Here is a 19,760-nt window from a genome sequence, read left to right as displayed (position 1 = left end):
GCTTGACGCGGTACCTGTGGGAGCGGCCTTGTGTCGCGATGGGCCGCACAGCGGCCCCGGCGATCTCGGCTCAGAACCCTACACTGGCCTGCACATAGAAGGTGCGCGGTTCACCCACATAGATGCCGGCATTGTTGTCGCTGGAGCGGGTGAAGTACTGCTTGTCGAACAGGTTCTTCACCCCCGCCGCCAACTTCAGGTTGGACATCTGGGGCCCGAACTCATAGCCGCCACGGGCATGCCAGGTCACGTAACCCGGAATATCGCCGTACTGCCCGTCCGCACTCGGCTCGGTGATGTAGTCGCCGTTGAAGCTGCCATCGGCATTGATCCCGGTACCCGGCGCGCGCTGCTTGGATTGGGCGTAGGCATCCAGGTTCCAGGTCCAGTGGTTGACTGCGTAACGCACCCCGGCAGTGGCCACCTGGCGTGAATAGAACGGCAGGTCACGGCCCTTGAAGCCAGGAATGTCACCTTCATAAGTAGCGCGGGTATAGGTGTAGCCACCGCTCACCGACAGCCCTTCCAGGCGCGGGTCCAGCCCGTCCAGGTCATAGCGCACCGAAGCCTCGATACCCTGGTGCTTGGTCGCGCCGAGGTTGGTCCAACCCACATCGTTGCTGATGTACTGCAGTTCGTCGTCGAAGTCGATGTAGAACGCCGTCAGCTCACCGGCAAAGCCACCATTGTCATAGCGGGTACCGAGCTCGTAGGTCTTGGCCTTTTCCGGCTCCAGGCCATTGGCCGTGCTGTTGCCAGTACCACCCTGGCCCAGCTGGAAGTACTGCAGGCTGCCGAACGAGGTCTCGTAGTTGGCGAACAACTTCCACGCATCGGAGAGGTGGTACATCACGCTCAGGGCCGGTAGCGGCTCGTTGCTGGTGATGCTGCGTTTCTTCTCCGGCACCGGCTGGCCGTTGGCACCGAGCACCGGGCGGTCGCGCCAATCGGTGTTGATGTGCTCGAAACGGATACCCGGGGTGATGGTCCAGTTACCCACGTCGATCTTGTCGTCGATGTAGTAGGCACTTGCCTCGGTACCGCCACTGCGGTCCTGGAATACATGGCCGTCGGAGGTCGGGGTTGGCGTCGGCACGTTGTCGCTCAGCGCCAGGCGGGTCGACTGTTCACGCATCGCTTCCTTCAGGTAGCGGTAGCCCACGCTGACTTCCTGGGTGGTCGGGCCGGCGAAGAAGATCCGCGACAGCCGCGGTTCGATGGCGAAGGTGTGGTAGTTGCGCGGGTACGACGACAGGGTCTTCATGTCGCGCGAGGCAATGGCGCTGCCGCGGAAGCTGTCGGTGTAGTAGGTCAGCACTTCGAACTGGGTGGCGTCGTCGAGCTGGCGCTGCCACTTGAACGACACGTCCTTGCGCCGACCGGCAAAGTAGTCGTAGTCGCGCAGCGACTGGTAAGGGTTGCTGTCGTACTGCGCCTGGGTCAGACCGCCAGGCATGTCGGCGCGGCCGTCGTAGTAGTGGAAGTTGAGCCAGAACTCGTCAACGTCGGTCGGCGCCCAGTGGGTCTTGAGGATGACGTCGTCGATGTCGTTGCCGTTGTTGCTTTCACGGTAGCCGTTGCCATTCACCCCGGTGTACAGCAGCGCCACGCCCATGCCGTTGTCCGCCGTGCCGCCGACGAAGGCCGACTCGGTATGCTTCCAGCCTCCGTGCTGGGAGGTTTCCAGGGTGGTGGACAGCTCCGCCGAGGCCTTCTCCGGGATCGCCCGGGTAACGAAGTTGATCACCCCACCGACGTTCTGCGGGCCATAACGCACGGAACCGGCGCCACGCACCACGTCGATGCTGTCGAGATTGCCCGAGGAAATCGGCGCCATCGACAACTGCGGCTGCCCATAGGGCGCGAAGGCGGCCGGGATGCCGTCGATCAGCACCGTGGAGCGTGGCGACAGGCGCGAAGTGAGGCCGCGAACACCCACGTTCAGCGACAGGTCGCTGCCGCCGGTGCCGTTGGAATCCTGCACCTGCACACCCGGGATGCCGCGCAGCACGTCGCGCACGTTCATTGCGCCCTTCTCCACCATCGCCTCGCGGCGTACCACGGTGCGCGCGCCGGGGTGGTTCTGCACCACGCTCTGCTGGGCGTCTCCCAGCCAGTCACCCACCACCTTGATGTCGGTGGGCGCCAGCTCCAGGCTGCCGGTGGTGAGGATGCCATCGGCCTGAGCCGGCTTCACCACCACGGTGCCCTGGGACATCTCGTAGGTCAGGCCGCTGCCTTGCAACAACTGCTGCAGCGCCTGCTCGGGCGCCAGCTGGCCGGAAACCGCCGGGGCCTGCTTGCCGGCCACCAGCTCGGGGCTGAAGAACAGCTGCAGGTTGGTCTGCTGGCCCAGTTGGTTCAGCGCCGATGCCAAGGGTTGGGCTTGAATCTGGATAGTGCTGCCGGCCTCTGCGGCCTGGCTGTTGACGGCCACGGCGCTGACCGCCAGGGCCAGCGCCAGGGCGCGGAAGCGTGGGAAGGGCTTGTTGTTGTTCACGTCGTCGAGACTTCCTGGAGTACGGAATAAACGCCAACTGCATGCAAATGGAAATGCTTGGCAGTTGCAGCTGGCGGGGAAGACGAACGAGCGGAAAAAAACCTGAATCTATTTCGCGATTATTTCGCGCGAGCCATCTCCGTTGGCCTTGACGGCCACCGGCAGGATGCTCGGCAGGGCACGCAGCAGCGCGTCGGTGTCATCGGTGCTGAAGGTGCTGGACAGCCGCAACTGCGCGACTTTGCCGGGGGCGACCCGCAGCGGCTGGCTGCGGTAGCGCGAAGCTTCGGCCACCACCTCGGCCAGGGTGGCGTTGTCGAACACCAGCCGGCCTTGGCGCCAGGCAGTCAGGGCGCCGGTATTCACCGCATAGGGCGCGGCCACCTGGCCTTGTGCATCTATATGCGAGCCCTGGCCCGCCGTGAGCTGCGCCAGCGAGGCGCCCTTGCCCTGCACACGCACCGAGCCCTGCTCCACCGCCACACGGGTGCTGGCTGGGTCCAGACGGACGTCGAAACGGGTACCGGTGACAGTCACGCTACCCTGCGCGGTGTCGACCACGAACGGCCTGCCACTGTCATGGGCGACGGTGAACATCACTTCACCCGCCATCAGCCGGACATGCCGCTGGCCGGCGCTGAAAGCGACCTGCACTCGCGTGCTCCCATTGAGCTCAAGGTGCGAACCATCCGGCAGTTCGACCTGGCGGCGTTCGTTGAAGGCGGTCTGCAAGCTGCCCTGATGATTCAGTTGCTGGTAATGCCAGCCGCCCCAGCCCAGGCCCAACGCCAGTGCGGCCAGGCTGGCGGCCAAGGCCTGGCGCGCGAAGCGCCGACGTGGCAACTGGCGTACCGGGGCCGGCTGACACAGCGCTTCAAGGCGCTGGCGCGGGATGAAGTCGGCGGCCTGCCACAGGCGGGCGAGCTGCTGGTACTCATCACGGTGCCGTGCATCGCCTTCCAGCCAGGCATGCAGCTGCGCCTGCAGCCCGGCATCGCGCGGCGCATCCTGCACCCGGGCGAACCACGCCGCCGCCTGTTCGCGGACGGTATCGGTACCGTGCTGTTTCATCGAAAAGGTCTCCTGACTCATCATGCCGACGCATCCAGGTGCTCACGCAGATGCCGGAGCGTGCGGATCATATACTTTTCGACCATGTTCTTGCTCAACCCCATGCGCTCGGCGATCTCGGCCTGGGTCAGGCCTTCGAGCTTCTGCCAGATGAACACCTGCCGGCAATTGAGCGGCAGTTCGGCCAGCGCCCGCTCGACACTGTCGGCCAGCTCCAGCGCATGCACGTAGGCTTCGGGGTCATCACTGCCGGCCACGCCTTCGTCGAAGGTTTGCAGCTCCAGGGCCTGGCGGCGGTCCTCACGCCGGAAACCATCCACGGCAATGTTGCGTGCGGTCTGGTGCAGGTAGGCGCGTGGCTGCTCGACCTGCTCGCGCGGGTTTTCCAGTACCCGGACAAAGGCATCGTGGGTGAGGTCCTCGGCCTGCTGTCGACTGCGCAACTTGCGCGTCCAGGTGCCGATCAGCTCGTGGTAGTGGTCGAGGAAGCCTTTGGGTCCGGACACGGTCGGGGTCATCAGGGAGGCAGACAAGGGTGCGAATAGTAATGTTTCTCATCCAACACGGCAATTCCGCCAGTCGGTAACAAAAAATTTATCGTCTTTTTCATGCACGGCGGTGCCAGGAAAATGTGGCCATAAATATGAACACCTGAGACCCTTTGGCGGGCAAACCCGCTGCCACGGCGATAGGGGAAACCCTGTGGGAGCGGGTTTACCCGCGACGGCCGCAACACCACCCATTCCACAATTTTTTACGCTTGAAACCTCGCCGGGAACATCAGCCGGTCACATGGGTCGGTTATTCAAATGGCAGGTCGTCGATCCGCGTCGATCACGCCCGGATTGCCTGTTGATTCTGCATTCTTCACGCCCTAAAGTGCGCGCCGAACGTCCATGCTGGAAACGATCCATCCGGCTCAAGTACTGAGTAGGCGAACCAAAGTGGGGATACGGAGGACGTTCAGTTTGCAGCCACTTAAATTTTCAGTTTGCCCATGGAGTCCCTGAGCATGTCGATCCAGGTCGAAGACTATTTCGCGCGTGACACCTTCCAGAAAATGAAGGCGTTCGCCGACAAGCAGGAAACCCCGTTCGTACTCATCGATACCCAGATGATCAGCCAGGCCTACGACGACCTGCGTGCTGGTTTCGAATTCGCCAAGGTGTACTACGCGGTCAAGGCCAACCCGGCCGTGGAAATCATCGACCTGCTCAAAGAGAAAGGTTCGAGCTTCGACATCGCCTCGATCTACGAACTGGACAAGGTGCTGGGCCGCGGCGTCAGCGCTGACCGTATCAGCTACGGCAACACCATCAAGAAGTCCAAGGACATCCGCTACTTCTACGAGAAGGGCGTGCGCCTGTATGCCACCGACTCGGAAGCCGACCTGCGCAACATCGCCAAGGCCGCACCGGGTTCGAAGGTGTACGTGCGTATCCTCACCGAAGGCTCGACCACTGCCGACTGGCCGCTGTCGCGCAAGTTCGGCTGCCAGACCGACATGGCCATGGACCTGCTGATCCTCGCCCGCGACCTGGGCCTGGTGCCTTACGGCATTTCCTTCCATGTCGGCTCGCAGCAGCGCGACATCAGCGTGTGGGATGCTGCCATCGCCAAGGTCAAGGTGATCTTCGAGCGCCTGAAGGAAGAAGACGGCATCGAGCTGAAGCTTATCAACATGGGTGGCGGCTTCCCGGCCAACTACATCACCCGCACCAACAGCCTGGAAACCTACGCCGAAGAGATCATCCGCTTCCTGAAGGAAGACTTCGGTGACGACCTGCCGGAAATCATCCTCGAGCCGGGCCGTTCGCTGATTGCCAACGCCGGTATCCTGGTCAGCGAAGTGGTCCTGGTTGCACGCAAGTCGCGCACCGCCGTCGAGCGCTGGATCTACACCGACGTGGGCAAGTTCTCTGGCCTGATCGAAACCATGGACGAATCCATCAAGTTCCCGATCTGGACCGAGAAGAAAGGCGAGACCGAAGAAGTGGTCATCGCCGGCCCTACCTGCGACAGCGCCGACATCATGTACGAGCACTACAAGTATGGCCTGCCCTTGAACCTGGCCATCGGCGACCGCCTGTACTGGCTGTCGACCGGTGCCTATACCACCAGCTACAGCGCAGTGGAGTTCAACGGCTTCCCGCCGCTGAAGGCTTACTACCTGTAATGCAAAACGGGGCCGCAAGGCCCCGTTTTCACTTGTGCTTTCCTGTACCGGCCCTATCGCCGGCAAGCCGGCTCCCACAGGTACAGCACAGGCTTGGAGGACAGTGATATCCCTGTGAGAGCCGGCAAGCCAGCTCCTACAGGTACAGCACAGGTCTGGAGGACAGTGATATCTCTGTGGGAGCCGGCAAGCCAGCTCCTGCACAGGTCTGGAGGGCAGTGATATCCCTGTGGGAGCTGGCTTGCCGGCGATAGGGCCAGCACAGGCAACCTCAGTTCCCTCGCCGTTCGATCTCCTCGGCATACCGCGCCGCAACGGCCATCAACACCGGCCCGGCACCCTGCAAGGTCACCAGCGCACTGCGCAGGAAATTCATGTTCCCCTCGACCCGCGCCCGCTCCAACCAGGGCCCGGCTTCCGCCACCTGCCCACGCTCGACCAGCACCAGCCCCAGGCTGAACATGCCACGAAAGTCCCCCGCCTCGGCCGAGCGCCGATACCAGCGCACCGCCCGTGCCGGGTTGGGCGCCGTGGCGATGCCTTGCTCCAGGTAACGCCCGTACAGGTTCATCGACTTGGCATGCCCCATGTGCGCGGCCTTCTCGTAGCACATCAGCGCCTGCGCCTGGTTGGCCGGTATGCCGCGCCCGGTAGCCAGCAGGTTGCCCAGGTTGTAAAGCCCCCAGTCCAGCCCGGCATCGGCCGCACGCGCATAGTGGATGGCTGCCTGCGCCTGGCTTGGTTCACCACCCCAACCATGCTCCAGGCAACGCCCCAGCATGTTGTGCGCCATGGCACTGCCGCCCTGCGCGGCGATGCCGAACCAGCGCCTGGCGACGGCAGCGTCCGCCTGAATGCCGCGCCCGTCCAGCAGAATCTGCCCCAGCAGCAACTGTGCCTCCACCGCGCCCTGCCCGGCCGCCGCCAGGATCGCCTGGGCGGCCTTGCCAGGGCTTTCTTCCAGCATGGCCTGCAAACCGGCCACATCGACCACTTCCTCACGCCGCAACTGATAGGACACGATTCAGACCTCGGCCCAGCGGCGCAGCAGGTTGTGGTAGGTGCCGGTCAGTTGCAGCAATGATGGATGGTCCGGCACATCGGCAGTCAGTTGCTGGATGGCATTGTCCATCTCGAACAGCAACGCCCGCTGGCTGTCCTCGCGCACCAGGCTCTGGATCCAGAAGAACGCGGCGTAACGCTGGCCTCGGGTAACAGGGTTGACCTTGTGCAGGCTGGTGCCGGGGTACAGCACCAGGTCACCGGCAGCCAGCTTGACCTGCTGCACGCCATAGGTGTCCTGGATCACCAGCTCGCCGCCGTCGTAGCTGTTCGGCTCGCTGAGGAACAGCGTGGAAGACAGGTCGGTACGCACCCGCTCCGGGCTGCCCTTGGGCTGGCGCAGGGCATTGTCGATGTGGAAGCCGAAATTGCCGCCTTCGCGGTAGCAGTTGATCAGCGGCGGGAACACCTTGTGCGGCAAGGCTGCGGACATGAAGCGCGGGGTTTGCCACAGGCGGTCGATCAGTGCAGTGCCGATCTCCTTGGCCAACGGGTGGCCTTCCGGCAACTGCAGGTTGTGCTTGGCCTTGGCCGACTGATAGCCGGCCGTGATCTTGCCGTCGGCCCAGTCGGCCTGCTCCAGCGCCTCGCGGATACGGGCCAGTTCATCGGCGTCGAACAGGCCGGGGATGTGAAGCAGCATGGCGGCGCCACCGTTGGAAATTGTAAAGGTGCCAATGATATTGATTCCCTTTTGCGCTTCACAAGCCCCATTCGCCGCTTAAGACGTTTCAGCTTGATGAAACCGTAAACGGAAATTGTAAAGATTGTAAATTCTTCACGAATGGTAACTACTCTCAATTGTGACTCACAATTGCTTACATTAAGATCCGCGGCCTTACCACCTTGGGGAAGGTCCTTAGCAATGCGCCAATCCGTACCATCTGCAGTGAGTTCACCACGCCTGATCGTGTCTGCCATCGGCGTTGCCCTCAGTGCCTCCTCTGCCTATGCAGCCGACCCGGCCGCCAGCAGCGCAATCACCCTCGACGCCACCAGCGTCAACGGCAAGGCTGAACAGGCCAGCACCGATTACAAGGTCGACAAGGCCTCCTCGCAGAAGTACACCGCGCCGCTGGTAGACACCCCGCGCTCGGTCACCGTGATCCCGCAGCAAGTTATCAAGGACACCAACGCTCTATCGTTGCAGGATGCACTGCGCACCGTACCCGGCATCACCTTTGGTGCCGGCGAAGGCGGCAACCCGCAAGGCGACCGCCCGTTCATACGCGGCTTTGACGCCCAGGGCGACACATACCTGGACGGGGTGCGTGACACAGGTGCGCAAACCCGTGAAATCTTCGCCATCGAATCGGTGGAAGTGGCCAAGGGCCCGAACTCGGCCATCGGCGGCCGTGGCGCCGCCGGCGGCAGCATCAACCTGGTGAGCAAGCGCGCCCACCTGGGCAACTCGCTTGACGGCGCCTGGACCTGGGGCAGCGACCAGACCCAGCGCTATACCTTCGATGGCAACTACCAGTTCAGCGACACCGTTGCCGGGCGTCTGAACCTGATGACCCACGAAAGCAACGTCGCCGGCCGCGACAAGGTCAACTACGACCGTTGGGGTATCGCCCCGTCTCTGGCCTTCGGTCTGGGCACCCCGACCCGGGTCAACCTCGACTACTACCACCTGGAAAGCGACGACCTGCCGGACTCGGGCATTCCGTACACCATTCCGACCGCTGGTAGTACTGCCCGAACCTCGGCACACCCGAGCAAACCGTACGACGGCGGTGACAGCGACAACTTCTATGGCCTGACCGGTCGTGACTTCCGCAAAAGCCGCGTGGACATCGCCACCTTCGCCATCGAACACGACTTGACCGACTCGCTGACCATCAAGAACACCCTGCGCCACGGCAACAGCATGCAGGACTACATCCTGACCCAGCCTGACGACAGTAAGGGTAACGTCAACAACGGCAGCGTCTGGCGCCGCGCCAACACCCGTGTGGGCAACACTGCCACCACCACCAACCAGACCGACCTGTTCGGCGAGTTCTACCTGGGTGGCATGAAGAACAGCTTCTCGACCGGTATAGAACTGAGCCGTGAAGAGAGCAAGCGCTCGAGCTATACCGTCGATACCGACACCGTCCCGGGCGGCTCCGCCAATACCAACTGCACCCCCGGCATGATCGGCGCCACCAGCGGTTACAACTGCACCTCGCTGAGCAACCCGAACCCGGACGATCCATGGAACGGCAGCATCGCACGCAACTACGCGGGCACCGATACCAAGAGCAACACCCGCGCAATCTATGTCTTCGACACGCTCGAGCTGACGCCCGAGTGGTTGTTGAACATGGGCCTGCGTTACGACCACTTCGACACCCAGTACCGCACCTACGACGCCACAGGAGCCACCGTGGTGAACAGCAAGGGCGTTGTTTCCAAAGGCAAGGATACAAGCGAATTCGTCACCGGCCAGCTGGGCCTGGTGTGGAAGCCGGCCGAGAATGGCAGCATCTATGTTTCCTACGCCACCTCCGCAACGCCACCCGGGGCGATGCTGGGCGAAGGTACTGAAGGCAACCCGCTGGGCAACACCACCGATCGCGCCGGCAACTTGCTGAGCAGTGATCTGGAGCCGGAAGAGACCACGAACTACGAAATCGGCACCAAATGGGACCTGCTCGATCAGCGCCTGTCCCTGGCCGCCGCGCTGTTCCGCACCGAGAAAGAAAACGCCCGCGTTCAGGTTGACACCACCACCTACGAAAACGTCGGCGAAACCCGTGTGCAGGGCATCGAACTGTCAGCCAGCGGCAAGATCACCGACAAGTGGCAGGTATTTGCCGGTTATACCTACATGGAAGCCCGCCAGATCGACGGCGGCGCAGTGAACAAGGCCAACGACGGTAACCAATTGCCGAACACGCCAAACAACAGCGCCAGCCTGTGGACCACCTACTCCATTACACCGAAGCTGACCGTGGGGGGTGGTGCCTTCTACGTGGATGACGTGTACGGCAGCGTGGCCAACACCACAATGGTCGACAGCTACGTGCGCTATGACGCCATGGCCGCCTACAAGCTGACCAAGAACGTCGACCTGCAGCTGAACGTGCAGAACCTGACCAACGAGGTGTACTACGACAAGGCCTTTTCCACCCACTTCGCCAACCAGGCGGCGGGGCGGACGGCTCTGTTGACTACCAGCGTCCATTTCTGATGTCGGGATTGGGTTGATCTGTTGAATGGGCTGCGCCTGTGCCGGCCCCCGCTCCCAAAGAGATATCCCTGGACCTGAGGTCAGTGCAGTACCTGTGGGAGCGGGTTCACCCGCGAAGAGGCCGGTACAGCCAACAAGCCTGACTGACTAGCCCACCCTGCCCCGTTCATTCCCGTGAGCGGGGCTTTTGCGTATCAAGGCATAATGCACGCCGCGCGGTGTGCGGCAGAAACACAAGGTGATCATGTGGTGAAGAAGACGCTGTTCCAATTGCACTGGTTCTTTGGCATCACCGCTGGCCTGGTGCTGGCCTTGATGGGTATCACCGGGGCCTTGTACTCGTTTCAGGAAGAGCTGCTGCGCGCGCTGAATGCCGATGTCCTGAAGGTCCAGGTACGCCCGGAGGGCGTGCTGCCACCGGCCGAACTGGTCCAGCGGGTCGAGGCCCAGCAGCACGACAAGGTAGCGATGCTGTGGGTCGATGTGCGCGAAGGCAACGCCGCACGCGTCTCCTTCACCCCGCCACCAGGCGAGCGCCGTGGCCCGCTGCGCTACGCAGACCCATACACCGGCGAACTCAAGGGAGAAGTGGCCGGGCAAGGCTTCTTCAACCTCATGCTCAACCTGCACCGCTTCCTGGCCATGGGCGACAGCGGCCGGCAGATCACCGGTGCCTGCACCTTGATGCTGGTGTTCTTCTGCCTCTCCGGCCTGTACCTGCGCTGGCCGCGCAAGGCGCTGGACTGGCGCACCTGGCTGACCCTCGACTGGGCCAAGAAAGGCCGCGCCTTCAACTGGGACCTGCACGCGGTGGCCGGCACCTGGTGCCTGCTGTTCTACCTGCTGTTCGCCCTGACCGGACTTTTCTGGTCCTACGAGTGGTACCGCGAAGGCCTGAACAAGCTGCTGGCCGACGCGCCGGCCGCCGGCCAGCAGCAAAAGCGCGGCGAAGGCCGTGGCCGCCACGGGCCGCAGAAGATCGACAAGAACGCCCCACCACTGGTGGTCGACTACGACGCGATATGGGCCAATCTCAAGGACGCGGCCGGCCCGGGCCTAGCGATGTACAACCTGCGCCTGCCACCCGTAGGCGGCCAGCCGGCCAACCTGTTCTACCTGCTGGACAACGCCGACCACCCACGTGCCTTCAACACCCTGGTGCTGGACCCGGCCAGCGGCCAAGTGAAAAGACATGACCGCTACACCGACAAGTCCTTCAAGGCCCAGTTGCTGCAGAGCGTCTACGCCCTGCACGTGGGCGAATACTTCGGGCTGCCGGGGCGCATCATCGTCACCATCGCCAGCCTGACCATGCCGCTGTTCTTCGTCACCGGCTGGCTGCTGTACCTCGACCGCCGGCGCAAGAAGCGCCAGGTGCGTGCCGCCCGTGGCAACGTCACCAGCAACACTACCAGCGGCGACAGCTGGCTGATCAGCTTTGCCAGCCAGAGCGGGCTTGCCGAACAACTGGCCTGGCAGAGCGCCGGGCAGCTTCAGGCCGCCGGCCTGCCAGTGCAGGTACGCGCCCTGGCAGAACTGGATGAAAGCGACCTGAGCCAGGCCCGCCGTGCACTGTTCGTGGTCAGCACCTTCGGCGACGGCGAAGCCCCCGACAGCGCCCGCGCCTTCGAACGCAAGGTGCTCGGCCAACCTTGGGCGCTGGAGAACCTCAGCTATGCCCTGCTCGCCCTCGGTGACCGCCAGTATCCGCACTTCTGCGGCTTCGCCCGCCGCCTGCAGGCATGGCTGGGTGAACGCGGTGCCACCAGTGCATTCAGCCCGGTGGAAGTGGACAACGCCGACCAGGCCGCGCTGCAGCAGTGGCAGCAGGAGCTGGCGCAACTGACTGGCGCCCAGCCAGTGGCTGCCTGGCAGCCGCCGAGTTTCGGCAGCTGGTCGCTGGTGCGCCGTGAACTGCTCAACCCGGGCAGCCAAGGCCAGCCGGTGTACCTGCTGGGCCTGCGACCGGAACAGCCTGCCAGCTGGGAAGCCGGTGACCTGGTGGAGATCCTGCCGCTCAATGGCCAGCCGAGGATCGACGCCTTCCTCGATGGCATGGCGCTGGACACCGGGGCCAAGGTGCAAGTGAATGGCCTGGGCGAAACCCTCGCCCAGGCCCTGGCCGGCCGCCAGTTGCCGACCCGTCGCGATCACCTGATCGGCCTGCAGCCGCAAGCTCTGGTCGACGCACTGGTACCGATCGGCAGCCGCGAGTACTCGATTGCCTCGATCGCCAGTGATGGCGTGCTGGAGCTGATCGTGCGCCAGGAACGCCATGCCGATGGCAACCTGGGACTGGGTTCCGGCTGGCTGACCGAGTACCTGCCGCTTGACGGTACGCTGAGCATGCGTTTGCGGCGCAACAGCAGCTTCCACCTGCCGGAAACTGCTGCACCGCTGGTGTTGATCGGCAACGGCACTGGCCTGGCCGGCCTGCGCAGCCTGCTCCGCGCACGGGTGAATGCCGGCGAGCAGCGCAACTGGCTACTGTTCGGCGAACGTAACCGGGCGCATGACCTGCTGTGTGGTGACGAGCTGCAAGGCTGGCTGGAAAGCGGCGACCTGGCACGCCTGGACCTGGCATTTTCGCGGGATCAGGCCGAGAAGGTGTATGTGCAGGATGTGTTGCTGCAGCAGGCTGAAGAGTTCAAGCGCTGGGTGGCGGATGGCGCTTGTGTGTATGTCTGCGGCAGCCTGCAAGGGATGGCGGCGGGGGTGGATGCGGCGCTTAACGGTATCCTTGGGGAAGCCGCTGTGCAGCAGTTGATCGAGGATGGGCGGTATCGGCGGGATGTGTACTGATCGGAAACTGATGTAACCCGCACCGGCCTCTTCGCGGGTAAACCCGCTCCCACAGGGTCCTCACATATTTTGAATACTGTGCGGTACCTGTGGGAGCGGGTTTACCCGCGAAGAGGCCGGTACAGGCTGTCAGTGCAGCTCGAAGGTATCGGCATCCAGGTTGGCCGGGAACTTGGCCCGGTAGGCCGCCAGCTCCGCCGCGCTCAACACCACGGTAAACACCCCGTCGGCCTCCCCGGCGCTGAGCAGGCTCTCGCCCTGGAAGTCCAGCACCTGGCTGTCACCAGAATAGGCAAAGCCCTTGCCGTCGGTGCCCACCCGGTTCACCGCAGCCACATAACACAGGTTCTCGATACCCCGCGCCGGCAACAGGCGGTTCCAGTGCTGGCGGCGCGCAGCCGGCCAGTTTGCGGTGTACAGCAACAGGTCGGTGTCCTGGGCATCACGGCTCCACACCGGGAAGCGCAGGTCGTAGCAGATCAGCGGGCGAATCCGCCAGCCCTTGAGCTCGAACTGCACCTGGCGTTCGCCCGGGGTGTAATGCTTGTGCTCACCGGCCATGCGGAACAGGTGGCGCTTGTCGTAGTGCAGTATCTCGCCATCCGGCCGGGCCCACAGCAGGCGGTTGCGGTGGCTGCCATCAGCGGCCTGGATGATCACGCTGCCGGTAATCACCGTGTTGTACTTCTTCGCCTGGGCCTTCAGCCATTTGTAGGTCGGGCCGTTTTCCGGCTCGCACAGGCTTTCCGATTGCATGGAAAAACCGGTAGTGAACATTTCCGGCAAGATCACCAGGTCCACCTCGCCCACCTGCTCCAGCAGCACCTCGAAGTGCGCATAGTTGGCCTCGCGGTCATGCCAGGCCAGGGTGGTCTGCACCAGGGCGACTTTCAGATTCGGCAGTGTGCTCAGATCGCGCATAGTTTTTCCGCTGCCTGACGCAGCGTCTCCTCTCGTTTGGCAAAGCACAGGCGGACCAGGCGTTGCTCGGGGATGGGTTGCTGGTAGAACACCGACACCGGGATGGTCGCCACGCCGTGCTCACGGGTCAGCCACAGCGACATGTCGACATCGTTCAGGTCCGGGCGGATCTGCGAATAGTCCACCAGCTGGAAATAGGTACCCGCCGTGCGGGTGAAACGGAACCGCGAGCCTTCCAGCAAGCCGCAGAACAAGTCTCGCTTGGCCTGGTAGAAGGCCGGCAGTTCATCGATATGCTCGGGGTGCTCGGCCATGAAATCGGCCAGGGCGCACTGCAGCGGGGTCACCCCGCAGAAGTTGACGTACTGGTGCACCTTTCGCAGCTCGGCGCTCAGTGCTGGCGGGGCGATAACGTAGCCGGTCTTCCAGCCGGTAACGTGATAAGTCTTGCCGAACGAGCTGACCACGAAGGCGCGTTGGTACAGTTGCTCGTGGGCCAGCACGCTGGCATGGCGCACACCGTCGTAGACCAGGTGTTCGTATACTTCATCGCTGACCAGGTAGATATCGCGGTCAGCGATCAGCCGCGCCAGCTGGTCGAGGTCATCGCGAGTGATCAGCGCACCGCTTGGGTTGTGCGGCGAATTGAGGATGACCATGCGCGTGCGCGGGCTGAGGGCATCGCTGAACTTCTGCCAGTCGATGCGGAAATCGCCGTCGCTCAGCTGTACATGCACGCAGCGGCCACCGGCCAGTTCCACGGACGGCTCGTAGCTGTCGTAGCAAGGGTCGAAGACAATCACCTCGTCACCAGCATGCACCACCGCCTGGATGGCGCAGAATATCGCCTCGGTGGCGCCAGGGGTGATGGTCACTTCCTGGTCGGCATCCACCTGCCCGCCATACAGCCGCGCGACCTTGGCCGCCACCTGCTGGCGCAGGGCCGGCAAGCCGGTCATCGGCGAATACTGGTTATGCCCGGCGGCCACATGCCGGCCGACTGCATCGAGCAGTGCCTGCGGGCCATTGAAGTCGGGGAAACCTTGCGACAGGTTGAGCGCGCCCGTCTGCACGGCGAGCTGGGACATGGTGGTGAAGATGGTCGTGCCGACATTCGGCAGTTTGCTGCGGATCATGGAGCCCTCTTTCCTGGGGTGTATCCGGCACGGGGTGGAGTCCGAGCATAGCGGATCGAGCGGTCAGGAAAAAGGTTGAAACAATAGGGGGATTGCGCTGGATCAAAGGGCCCCTTCGCGGGTAAACCCGCTCCCACAGGTACTGCACAGAATTCGAAAACTGTCTGGGACCTGGGAGCGGGTTTACCCGCGAAGAAGCTGGCGCGGAATCAGCGCTTGTCGCGGCGCTTCTTCTCGGCCTTCTTGTGGTGCGACATCAGGCGGCGCTTCTTGTTGACCTGGCGGTCGGTGAGGGTGTTCTTCTTGCCCTCGTACGGGTTCTCACCGCCCTTGTACTCGATGCGAATAGGCGTACCGACCAGCTTCAGCACGCGGCGGTAGGTGTTCTCCAGGTAACGCGAGTACGACTTGGGAATCTTGTCGGTCTGGTTGCCGTGGATCACGATCAGCGGCGGGTTGGCACCACCAAGGTGGGCATAGCGCAGCTTGATGCGGCGGCCATTGACCAGTGGTGGCTGGTGCTCGCTCACGGCATCTTCGAGGATCTGCGTCAGGCGGCTGGTCGGCCAGCGGGTCACCGCCGACTTGAACGCGGCCTGCACCGACTTGTACAGGTGGCCCACGCCGGTGCCGTGCAGGGCGGAAATGAAGTGGATGTCGGCGAAATCGACGAAGAACAGCCGGCGCTCCAGCTCGGTCTTCACGTAGTCACGCTCGCCCGGCTCCATGCCGTCCCACTTGTTCAGGGCGATGACGATGGCGCGGCCGGCTTCCAGGGCGAAGCCCAGCAGGTTCAGGTCGTGGTCCACCACGCCTTCGCGGGCGTCCATGACGAAGATAACCACGTTGGCGTCCTTGATCGCCTGCAGCGTCTTCACCACCGAGAACTTCTCGACTTCCTCGTGGATCTTGCCGCGCTTGCGCACGCCGGCGGTGTCGATGAAGGTGTACTTCTCGTCATCGCGCTCGAACGGGATGTAGATACTGTCGCGGGTGGTGCCCGGCTGGTCGTACACCACCACGCGCTCCTCGCCGAGCATGCGGTTGACCAGGGTCGACTTGCCGACGTTGGGGCGGCCGATGATGGCGATCTTGATACCATCCTTCTCGCTCGGGCCAGGGATGCGCACCGCCTCTTCGCCTTCGGCGACTTCGGCGTCCAGCGCTTCTTCGACCTGATCGCGTGGCAGGTGGCCGAGCACAGCCTCCATCAGCGCGTTGATGCCGCGGCCCTGGGAGCCGGCCACCGGGATGGCGTTGCCCATGCCCAGCGGCGAGAACTCGGCGCGAGCCACATCGGCATCGATGTTGTCGATCTTGTTGGCAACCAGGATCGCTTCCTTGTTCCGCTTGCGCAGGTGCTCGGCGATCATCTGGTCGGCAGCGGTCATGCCGGCCCGGGCATCGACCAGGAACAGCACATAGTCGGCTTCTTCAATGGCCATGAGCGACTGCTCGGCCATTTTCTCGTCCATGCCCACTTCGTCACCGGTGATACCGCCGGTGTCGATCAGGATGAAGGAACGACCCTGCCAGCTGGCATCACCATACTGGCGGTCACGGGTCAGGCCCGACAGGTCACCGACGATGGCATCGCGGGTTTTGGTCAGGCGGTTGAACATGGTGGATTTGCCGACGTTCGGGCGGCCCACCAGGGCGATTACGGGAACCATTCGGCTCTCCACTCTTGAATTCTTGAAAATGCAAAGGCCGCTGCAAAGCAGCGGCCGGAGTTCGGGCGGCGTGTCCTGCGCCGCGGCTTGAAGCCCGCCAAGGCTTCAAGCATAGCTTCAGCGGATGGTCAGTGCCTCGAGCTTGCCGCTGTTGCCGAAGACGTAGATGGTGTCGCCGACCACAAGTGGGCGGGCACGCAGGCCATCACTGTCGATACGCTCACGGCCGACGAAGCGGCCATCGACCTGGCTCAGCAGGTGCAGGTAACCCTCGAAGTCGCCCACCGCCACGTAGCTGGAGAACACTTCAGGTGCGGTCAGCTGGCGGCGAGCCATGGTGTCGTTGGTCCACAGGGCGCTGGACGAGCGCTCGTCGACACTTTCGACTGTACCCGAAGCTTCGCTGACGTAGACGTTGCCGAAGCCTTGGGCGACACCCACATAGCTGGAGGCATCGCGCTGCCAAAGCACCCGGCCGCTTTCCAGGTCCAGGCCCGCAACGCGGCCCTGGTAGGTGCTGACGTACAGGGTACCACCCGACAGCAGCAGGCCACCGTCGATATCGACCACTCGGTCCAGCTCGGAACGGCCCTGCGGAATCGCCACGCGGCTCTCCCAAACCGGCACGCCGTTGTTGATATCCACCGCCACCACCTTGCCGGTGGACAGGCCGGCGACGGCCAGGCGGTTGGTGGCGATCGGCGCGCCGGTGCCACGCAGGGTCAGCACGGCCGGGGTGTTTTCGTAGATCCAGCGACGGTCGCCAGTGGCGGCATCCAGGCCGATCAGGCGATCGTCCTGGGTCTGCACCACCACCACCTCACCGTTGTTGGCAGGCGGGGCCAGCACTTCGCTGGTCACGCGGGAGCGCCAGCGCTCCTCACCGGTGCTGGAGTCCAGGGCGATGACTTCACCCTTGAGGGTACCGATCATGACCAGGCCGTAGCCCACGCCGACAGCGCCGGATACCGGCAGCTCGAGGTCCTTCTTCCACACCACGTCGCCGGTGATGCGGTCGAGAGCAAAGACTTCGCCGTTGACGTCGGAGGCGTAGATACGGTCGTTCTCGATGGCAGGTACCAGGGTGTTGTAGGTCTCACCCTGGCCATCACCGATCGAACGGCTCCACTGCTTCTTCAGCACCACTTCCTCGGTGAACTTGGTCAGCTCGGCCGGAGGCAGTTCCTTCTTGCTGTTGCTGCTGCAACCTGCGGCCAGTACGGCCAGGGTCAGCACTGCTGCATGTTTCCAACCGATCACTTACGCGTCCCCTTTGGCCAAGTCATCCAGCTTCAATTGCAGGCCACCGACCGCCGCCTCATCGGACAACGCAGCCTTGGCTTTTTCGTAAGCGCTGTGCGCGTCGTCGGCGCGACCCAGTTGCACCAGCAGGTCACCTTTCAACTCTTCGCGGCTGGCCAGGAAGGCTTTGTCGGCGTCGCCGTCGAGCAGCTTGAGGGCGTCCTCGGCCTTGTTCTGGGCAGCCAGCACACGGGCCAGGCGCTGACGCGAAATTTCGCCCAGGGTGGCATCGGCCGGCTTGTCCAGCACGCTCTTCAACTCGGCAGCAGCATCGTCAAGCTTGCCGGTCTCGACCGCGACCTTGGCCACGAACAGGCTGCCGTACTGGGCGTAGGCGGTACCGCCGAACTCGCTCTTGAGCTTGCCGGCCAGCTCCGCGACCTTGGTCGCGTCAGGCTGGCCAGTCGGCGTCAGGCTGGTCTCCAGCAAGGCCTGGTACAGCTGCGAGGCACCTTGCGACTGATTGTTCTGGTACTTGTGCCAGGTATTCCAGCCCAACACCACCACGCCAGCCAGCAGGGCACCGGTCAGCAGCGGCTTGCCGTTGCGGTTCCACCAGTCCTTGACCCCTGCCAGTTCATCATCGGTACTCGACACCCCAATACTCCTTTTCGCCTATTCGCTTGTTGAACCGCGTTACGCCTGCGCGATCGCGGTTTCCAGGTGCTCCGCCAGAGCATCCCAGGCAATGTTCTGTTGTTCGCCCTGACCACGCAGGGGCTTGAAGCCGATCTCTTGCTTGGCCAGTTCGTCGTCGCCGAGGATCAGCGCGAACAGCGCACCGCTCTTGTCGGCTTTCTTGAACTGGCTCTTGAAGCTGCCACCGCCGGCGTTGACAGCCAGGCGCAGGCCCGGCAGGCGGTCGCGCAGGCCTTCGGACAGGCGCAGGCCGGCCAGTTCCGCCTGTTCGCCAAAGGCGCACAGGTAGACGTCGATCTGGCGGCTGATGGACTCGGGCACCTTGCCCAGGGTTTCGAGCAGCAGGATCAGGCGCTCGATGCCCATGGCGAAACCGACGCCCGAGGTCGGCTTGCCGCCCATCTGTTCGACCAGGCCGTCGTAACGGCCGCCGGCGCAGACGGTGCCCTGGGCGCCGAGCTTGTCGGTGACCCACTCGAACACGGTCTTGCTGTAGTAGTCCAGGCCACGCACCAGCTTGGTGTTGATCACGAACGGAATGCCGGCAGCGTCCAGGCGGGCCTTGAGGCCCTCGAAGTGCACGCGCGACTCTTCGTCCAGGTAGTCTTCCAGCTTCGGCGCGCCGACCAGCACCGCCTGGGTGTTCTGGTCCTTGCTGTCGAGAATGCGCAGCGGGTTGCTCTTCAGGCGGCGCTGGCTGTCTTCGTCCAGTTGCTCCAGGCGCGCCGAGAGGAACTCGACCAGCGCATCACGGTAGCGTGCACGGGCTTCGCTGGTGCCCAGGCTGTTGAGCTCCAGCTTGACTGCGTCCTGGATGCCCAGCAGGCCCCACAAGCGCCAGGTCAGCATGATCAGCTCTGCGTCGATGTCCGGGCCGTCCAGGTTGAACACTTCCACGCCAATCTGGTGGAACTGGCGGTAGCGGCCCTTCTGCGGGCGCTCGTGGCGGAACATCTGGCCGATGTACCACAGCTTCTGCACCTGGCCGTTGCCGGTGATGCCATGCTCGAGCACGGCACGCACGCAGGCAGCGGTGCCTTCGGGGCGCAGGGTCAGCGAATCGCCGTTGCGGTCTTCGAAGGTGTACATCTCTTTTTCGACGATGTCGGTCACTTCACCGATGGAGCGCTTGAACAGCTCGGTGAACTCGACGATCGGCGTGCGGATCTGGCTGTACCCGTAGGTGTCCAGCAGGCCGGCCACGGTGCCTTCGAAGTAGCGCCACAGTGGCGACTGTTCTGGCAGGATGTCGTTCATGCCACGGATGGCTTGCAGCGATTTGCTCACGAAAAGTCCTTAC

The 19,760-nt window shown here is 63.4% G+C and carries 14 protein-coding genes; 3 read left to right on the top strand and 11 right to left on the bottom strand.

Translation table 11 applies throughout. The features are described from left to right. Positions 1-70: 70 nt before the first annotated feature. The 3 genes from IRZ77_RS12480 to IRZ77_RS12470 all read right to left on the bottom strand — a co-directional run bounded on the left by IRZ77_RS12480 (position 71) and on the right by IRZ77_RS12470 (position 4,089). Positions 71-2,500 (bottom strand): TonB-dependent siderophore receptor, encoded by a 2,430-nt coding sequence (locus IRZ77_RS12480; protein WP_196173596.1) that lies wholly within the window; start codon positions 2,498-2,500, stop codon positions 71-73. A gap of 108 nt (positions 2,501-2,608) precedes the next feature. Further along, the gene (locus IRZ77_RS12475) at positions 2,609-3,571 is read right to left on the bottom strand and encodes a FecR family protein (RefSeq protein WP_196173595.1); all 963 of its coding nucleotides are present in this window, start codon (positions 3,569-3,571) and stop codon (positions 2,609-2,611) included. A 20-nt stretch (positions 3,572-3,591) separates the two neighbouring features. Further along, positions 3,592-4,089: a sigma-70 family RNA polymerase sigma factor gene (locus IRZ77_RS12470; protein ID WP_196173593.1), complete on the bottom strand. Its 498-nt coding sequence runs from the start codon at positions 4,087-4,089 to the stop codon at positions 3,592-3,594. Positions 4,090-4,583: 494 nt separating this feature from the next. Between IRZ77_RS12470 and IRZ77_RS12465 the strand changes: the two genes are divergently transcribed. Beyond that, a complete protein-coding gene (locus IRZ77_RS12465; protein WP_015269027.1) occupies positions 4,584-5,747 on the top strand; it encodes a type III PLP-dependent enzyme in 1,164 nt (387 codons plus the stop codon). 271 nt (positions 5,748-6,018) lie between these two features. On the opposite strand, the gene IRZ77_RS12460 is transcribed toward IRZ77_RS12465, so the two are convergent. Together IRZ77_RS12460 and IRZ77_RS12455 are read right to left on the bottom strand one after the other, a co-directional pair. After that, the gene (locus IRZ77_RS12460) at positions 6,019-6,768 is read right to left on the bottom strand and encodes a tetratricopeptide repeat protein (RefSeq protein WP_196173591.1); all 750 of its coding nucleotides are present in this window, start codon (positions 6,766-6,768) and stop codon (positions 6,019-6,021) included. A 3-nt stretch (positions 6,769-6,771) separates the two neighbouring features. Next, positions 6,772-7,452, bottom strand: coding sequence for a Fe2+-dependent dioxygenase (locus IRZ77_RS12455; protein WP_196173590.1), 681 nt, complete (start codon positions 7,450-7,452; stop codon positions 6,772-6,774). A 222-nt stretch (positions 7,453-7,674) separates the two neighbouring features. Between IRZ77_RS12455 and IRZ77_RS12450 the strand changes: the two genes are divergently transcribed. Both IRZ77_RS12450 and IRZ77_RS12445 read left to right on the top strand, forming a co-directional pair. After that, the gene (locus IRZ77_RS12450; protein ID WP_196173589.1) at positions 7,675-9,987 is read left to right on the top strand and encodes a TonB-dependent receptor; all 2,313 of its coding nucleotides are present in this window, start codon (positions 7,675-7,677) and stop codon (positions 9,985-9,987) included. A 246-nt stretch (positions 9,988-10,233) separates the two neighbouring features. Next, entirely contained in the window at positions 10,234-12,789 is a 2,556-nt protein-coding gene (locus IRZ77_RS12445; protein ID WP_196173588.1) for a PepSY domain-containing protein, read from the top strand. 129 nt (positions 12,790-12,918) lie between these two features. Here IRZ77_RS12445 and IRZ77_RS12440 read toward each other — a convergent pair whose 3' ends face one another. The 6 genes from IRZ77_RS12440 to hisS all read right to left on the bottom strand — a co-directional run bounded on the left by IRZ77_RS12440 (position 12,919) and on the right by hisS (position 19,747). Then, the gene (locus tag IRZ77_RS12440) at positions 12,919-13,710 is read right to left on the bottom strand and encodes an amidohydrolase (protein ID WP_196173587.1); all 792 of its coding nucleotides are present in this window, start codon (positions 13,708-13,710) and stop codon (positions 12,919-12,921) included. After that, positions 13,698-14,846, bottom strand: a complete 1,149-nt coding sequence (locus IRZ77_RS12435; RefSeq protein ID WP_108480928.1) for a pyridoxal phosphate-dependent aminotransferase — start codon at positions 14,844-14,846, stop codon at positions 13,698-13,700. Before IRZ77_RS12435 ends, IRZ77_RS12440 begins: the two co-directional genes overlap by 13 nt. A gap of 209 nt (positions 14,847-15,055) precedes the next feature. Beyond that, entirely contained in the window at positions 15,056-16,519 is a 1,464-nt protein-coding gene (der, locus tag IRZ77_RS12430; protein WP_025337780.1) for a ribosome biogenesis GTPase Der, read from the bottom strand. Positions 16,520-16,636: 117 nt separating this feature from the next. Next, positions 16,637-17,779: an outer membrane protein assembly factor BamB gene (bamB, locus tag IRZ77_RS12425; RefSeq protein ID WP_108480927.1), complete on the bottom strand. Its 1,143-nt coding sequence runs from the start codon at positions 17,777-17,779 to the stop codon at positions 16,637-16,639. Beyond that, entirely contained in the window at positions 17,780-18,418 is a 639-nt protein-coding gene (locus IRZ77_RS12420; protein WP_015269019.1) for a tetratricopeptide repeat protein, read from the bottom strand. It lies immediately after the preceding gene. A gap of 39 nt (positions 18,419-18,457) precedes the next feature. After that, on the bottom strand, positions 18,458-19,747 hold the full coding sequence (hisS, locus tag IRZ77_RS12415; RefSeq protein ID WP_085600661.1) for a histidine--tRNA ligase: 1,290 nt from the start codon (positions 19,745-19,747) through the stop codon (positions 18,458-18,460). Positions 19,748-19,760: the final 13 nt, after the last annotated feature.

This window comes from Pseudomonas pudica (assembly GCF_015680405.1).
Taxonomy (GTDB): Bacteria; Pseudomonadota; Gammaproteobacteria; order Pseudomonadales; family Pseudomonadaceae; genus Aquipseudomonas; species Aquipseudomonas pudica.
The sequence above is the reverse complement of the archived record's forward strand: the minus strand, read 5'-3'. Positions and strand labels throughout refer to the sequence as shown.

Bases quoted from the DNA above. Each gene is read 5' to 3' on its own strand.
- IRZ77_RS12475 (WP_196173595.1), bottom strand. From the start codon at position 3,571: ATGAAACAGCACGGTACCGATACCGTCCGCGAACAGGCGGCGGCGTGG.
- IRZ77_RS12470 (WP_196173593.1), bottom strand. From the start codon at position 4,089: ATGACCCCGACCGTGTCCGGACCCAAAGGCTTCCTCGACCACTACCAC.
- IRZ77_RS12465 (WP_015269027.1), top strand. From the start codon at position 4,584: ATGTCGATCCAGGTCGAAGACTATTTCGCGCGTGACACCTTCCAGAAA.
- IRZ77_RS12455 (WP_196173590.1), bottom strand. From the start codon at position 7,452: ATGCTGCTTCACATCCCCGGCCTGTTCGACGCCGATGAACTGGCCCGT.
- IRZ77_RS12450 (WP_196173589.1), top strand. From the start codon at position 7,675: ATGCGCCAATCCGTACCATCTGCAGTGAGTTCACCACGCCTGATCGTG.
- IRZ77_RS12440 (WP_196173587.1), bottom strand. From the start codon at position 13,710: ATGCGCGATCTGAGCACACTGCCGAATCTGAAAGTCGCCCTGGTGCAG.
- IRZ77_RS12435 (WP_108480928.1), bottom strand. From the start codon at position 14,846: ATGATCCGCAGCAAACTGCCGAATGTCGGCACGACCATCTTCACCACC.
- der (WP_025337780.1), bottom strand. From the start codon at position 16,519: ATGGTTCCCGTAATCGCCCTGGTGGGCCGCCCGAACGTCGGCAAATCC.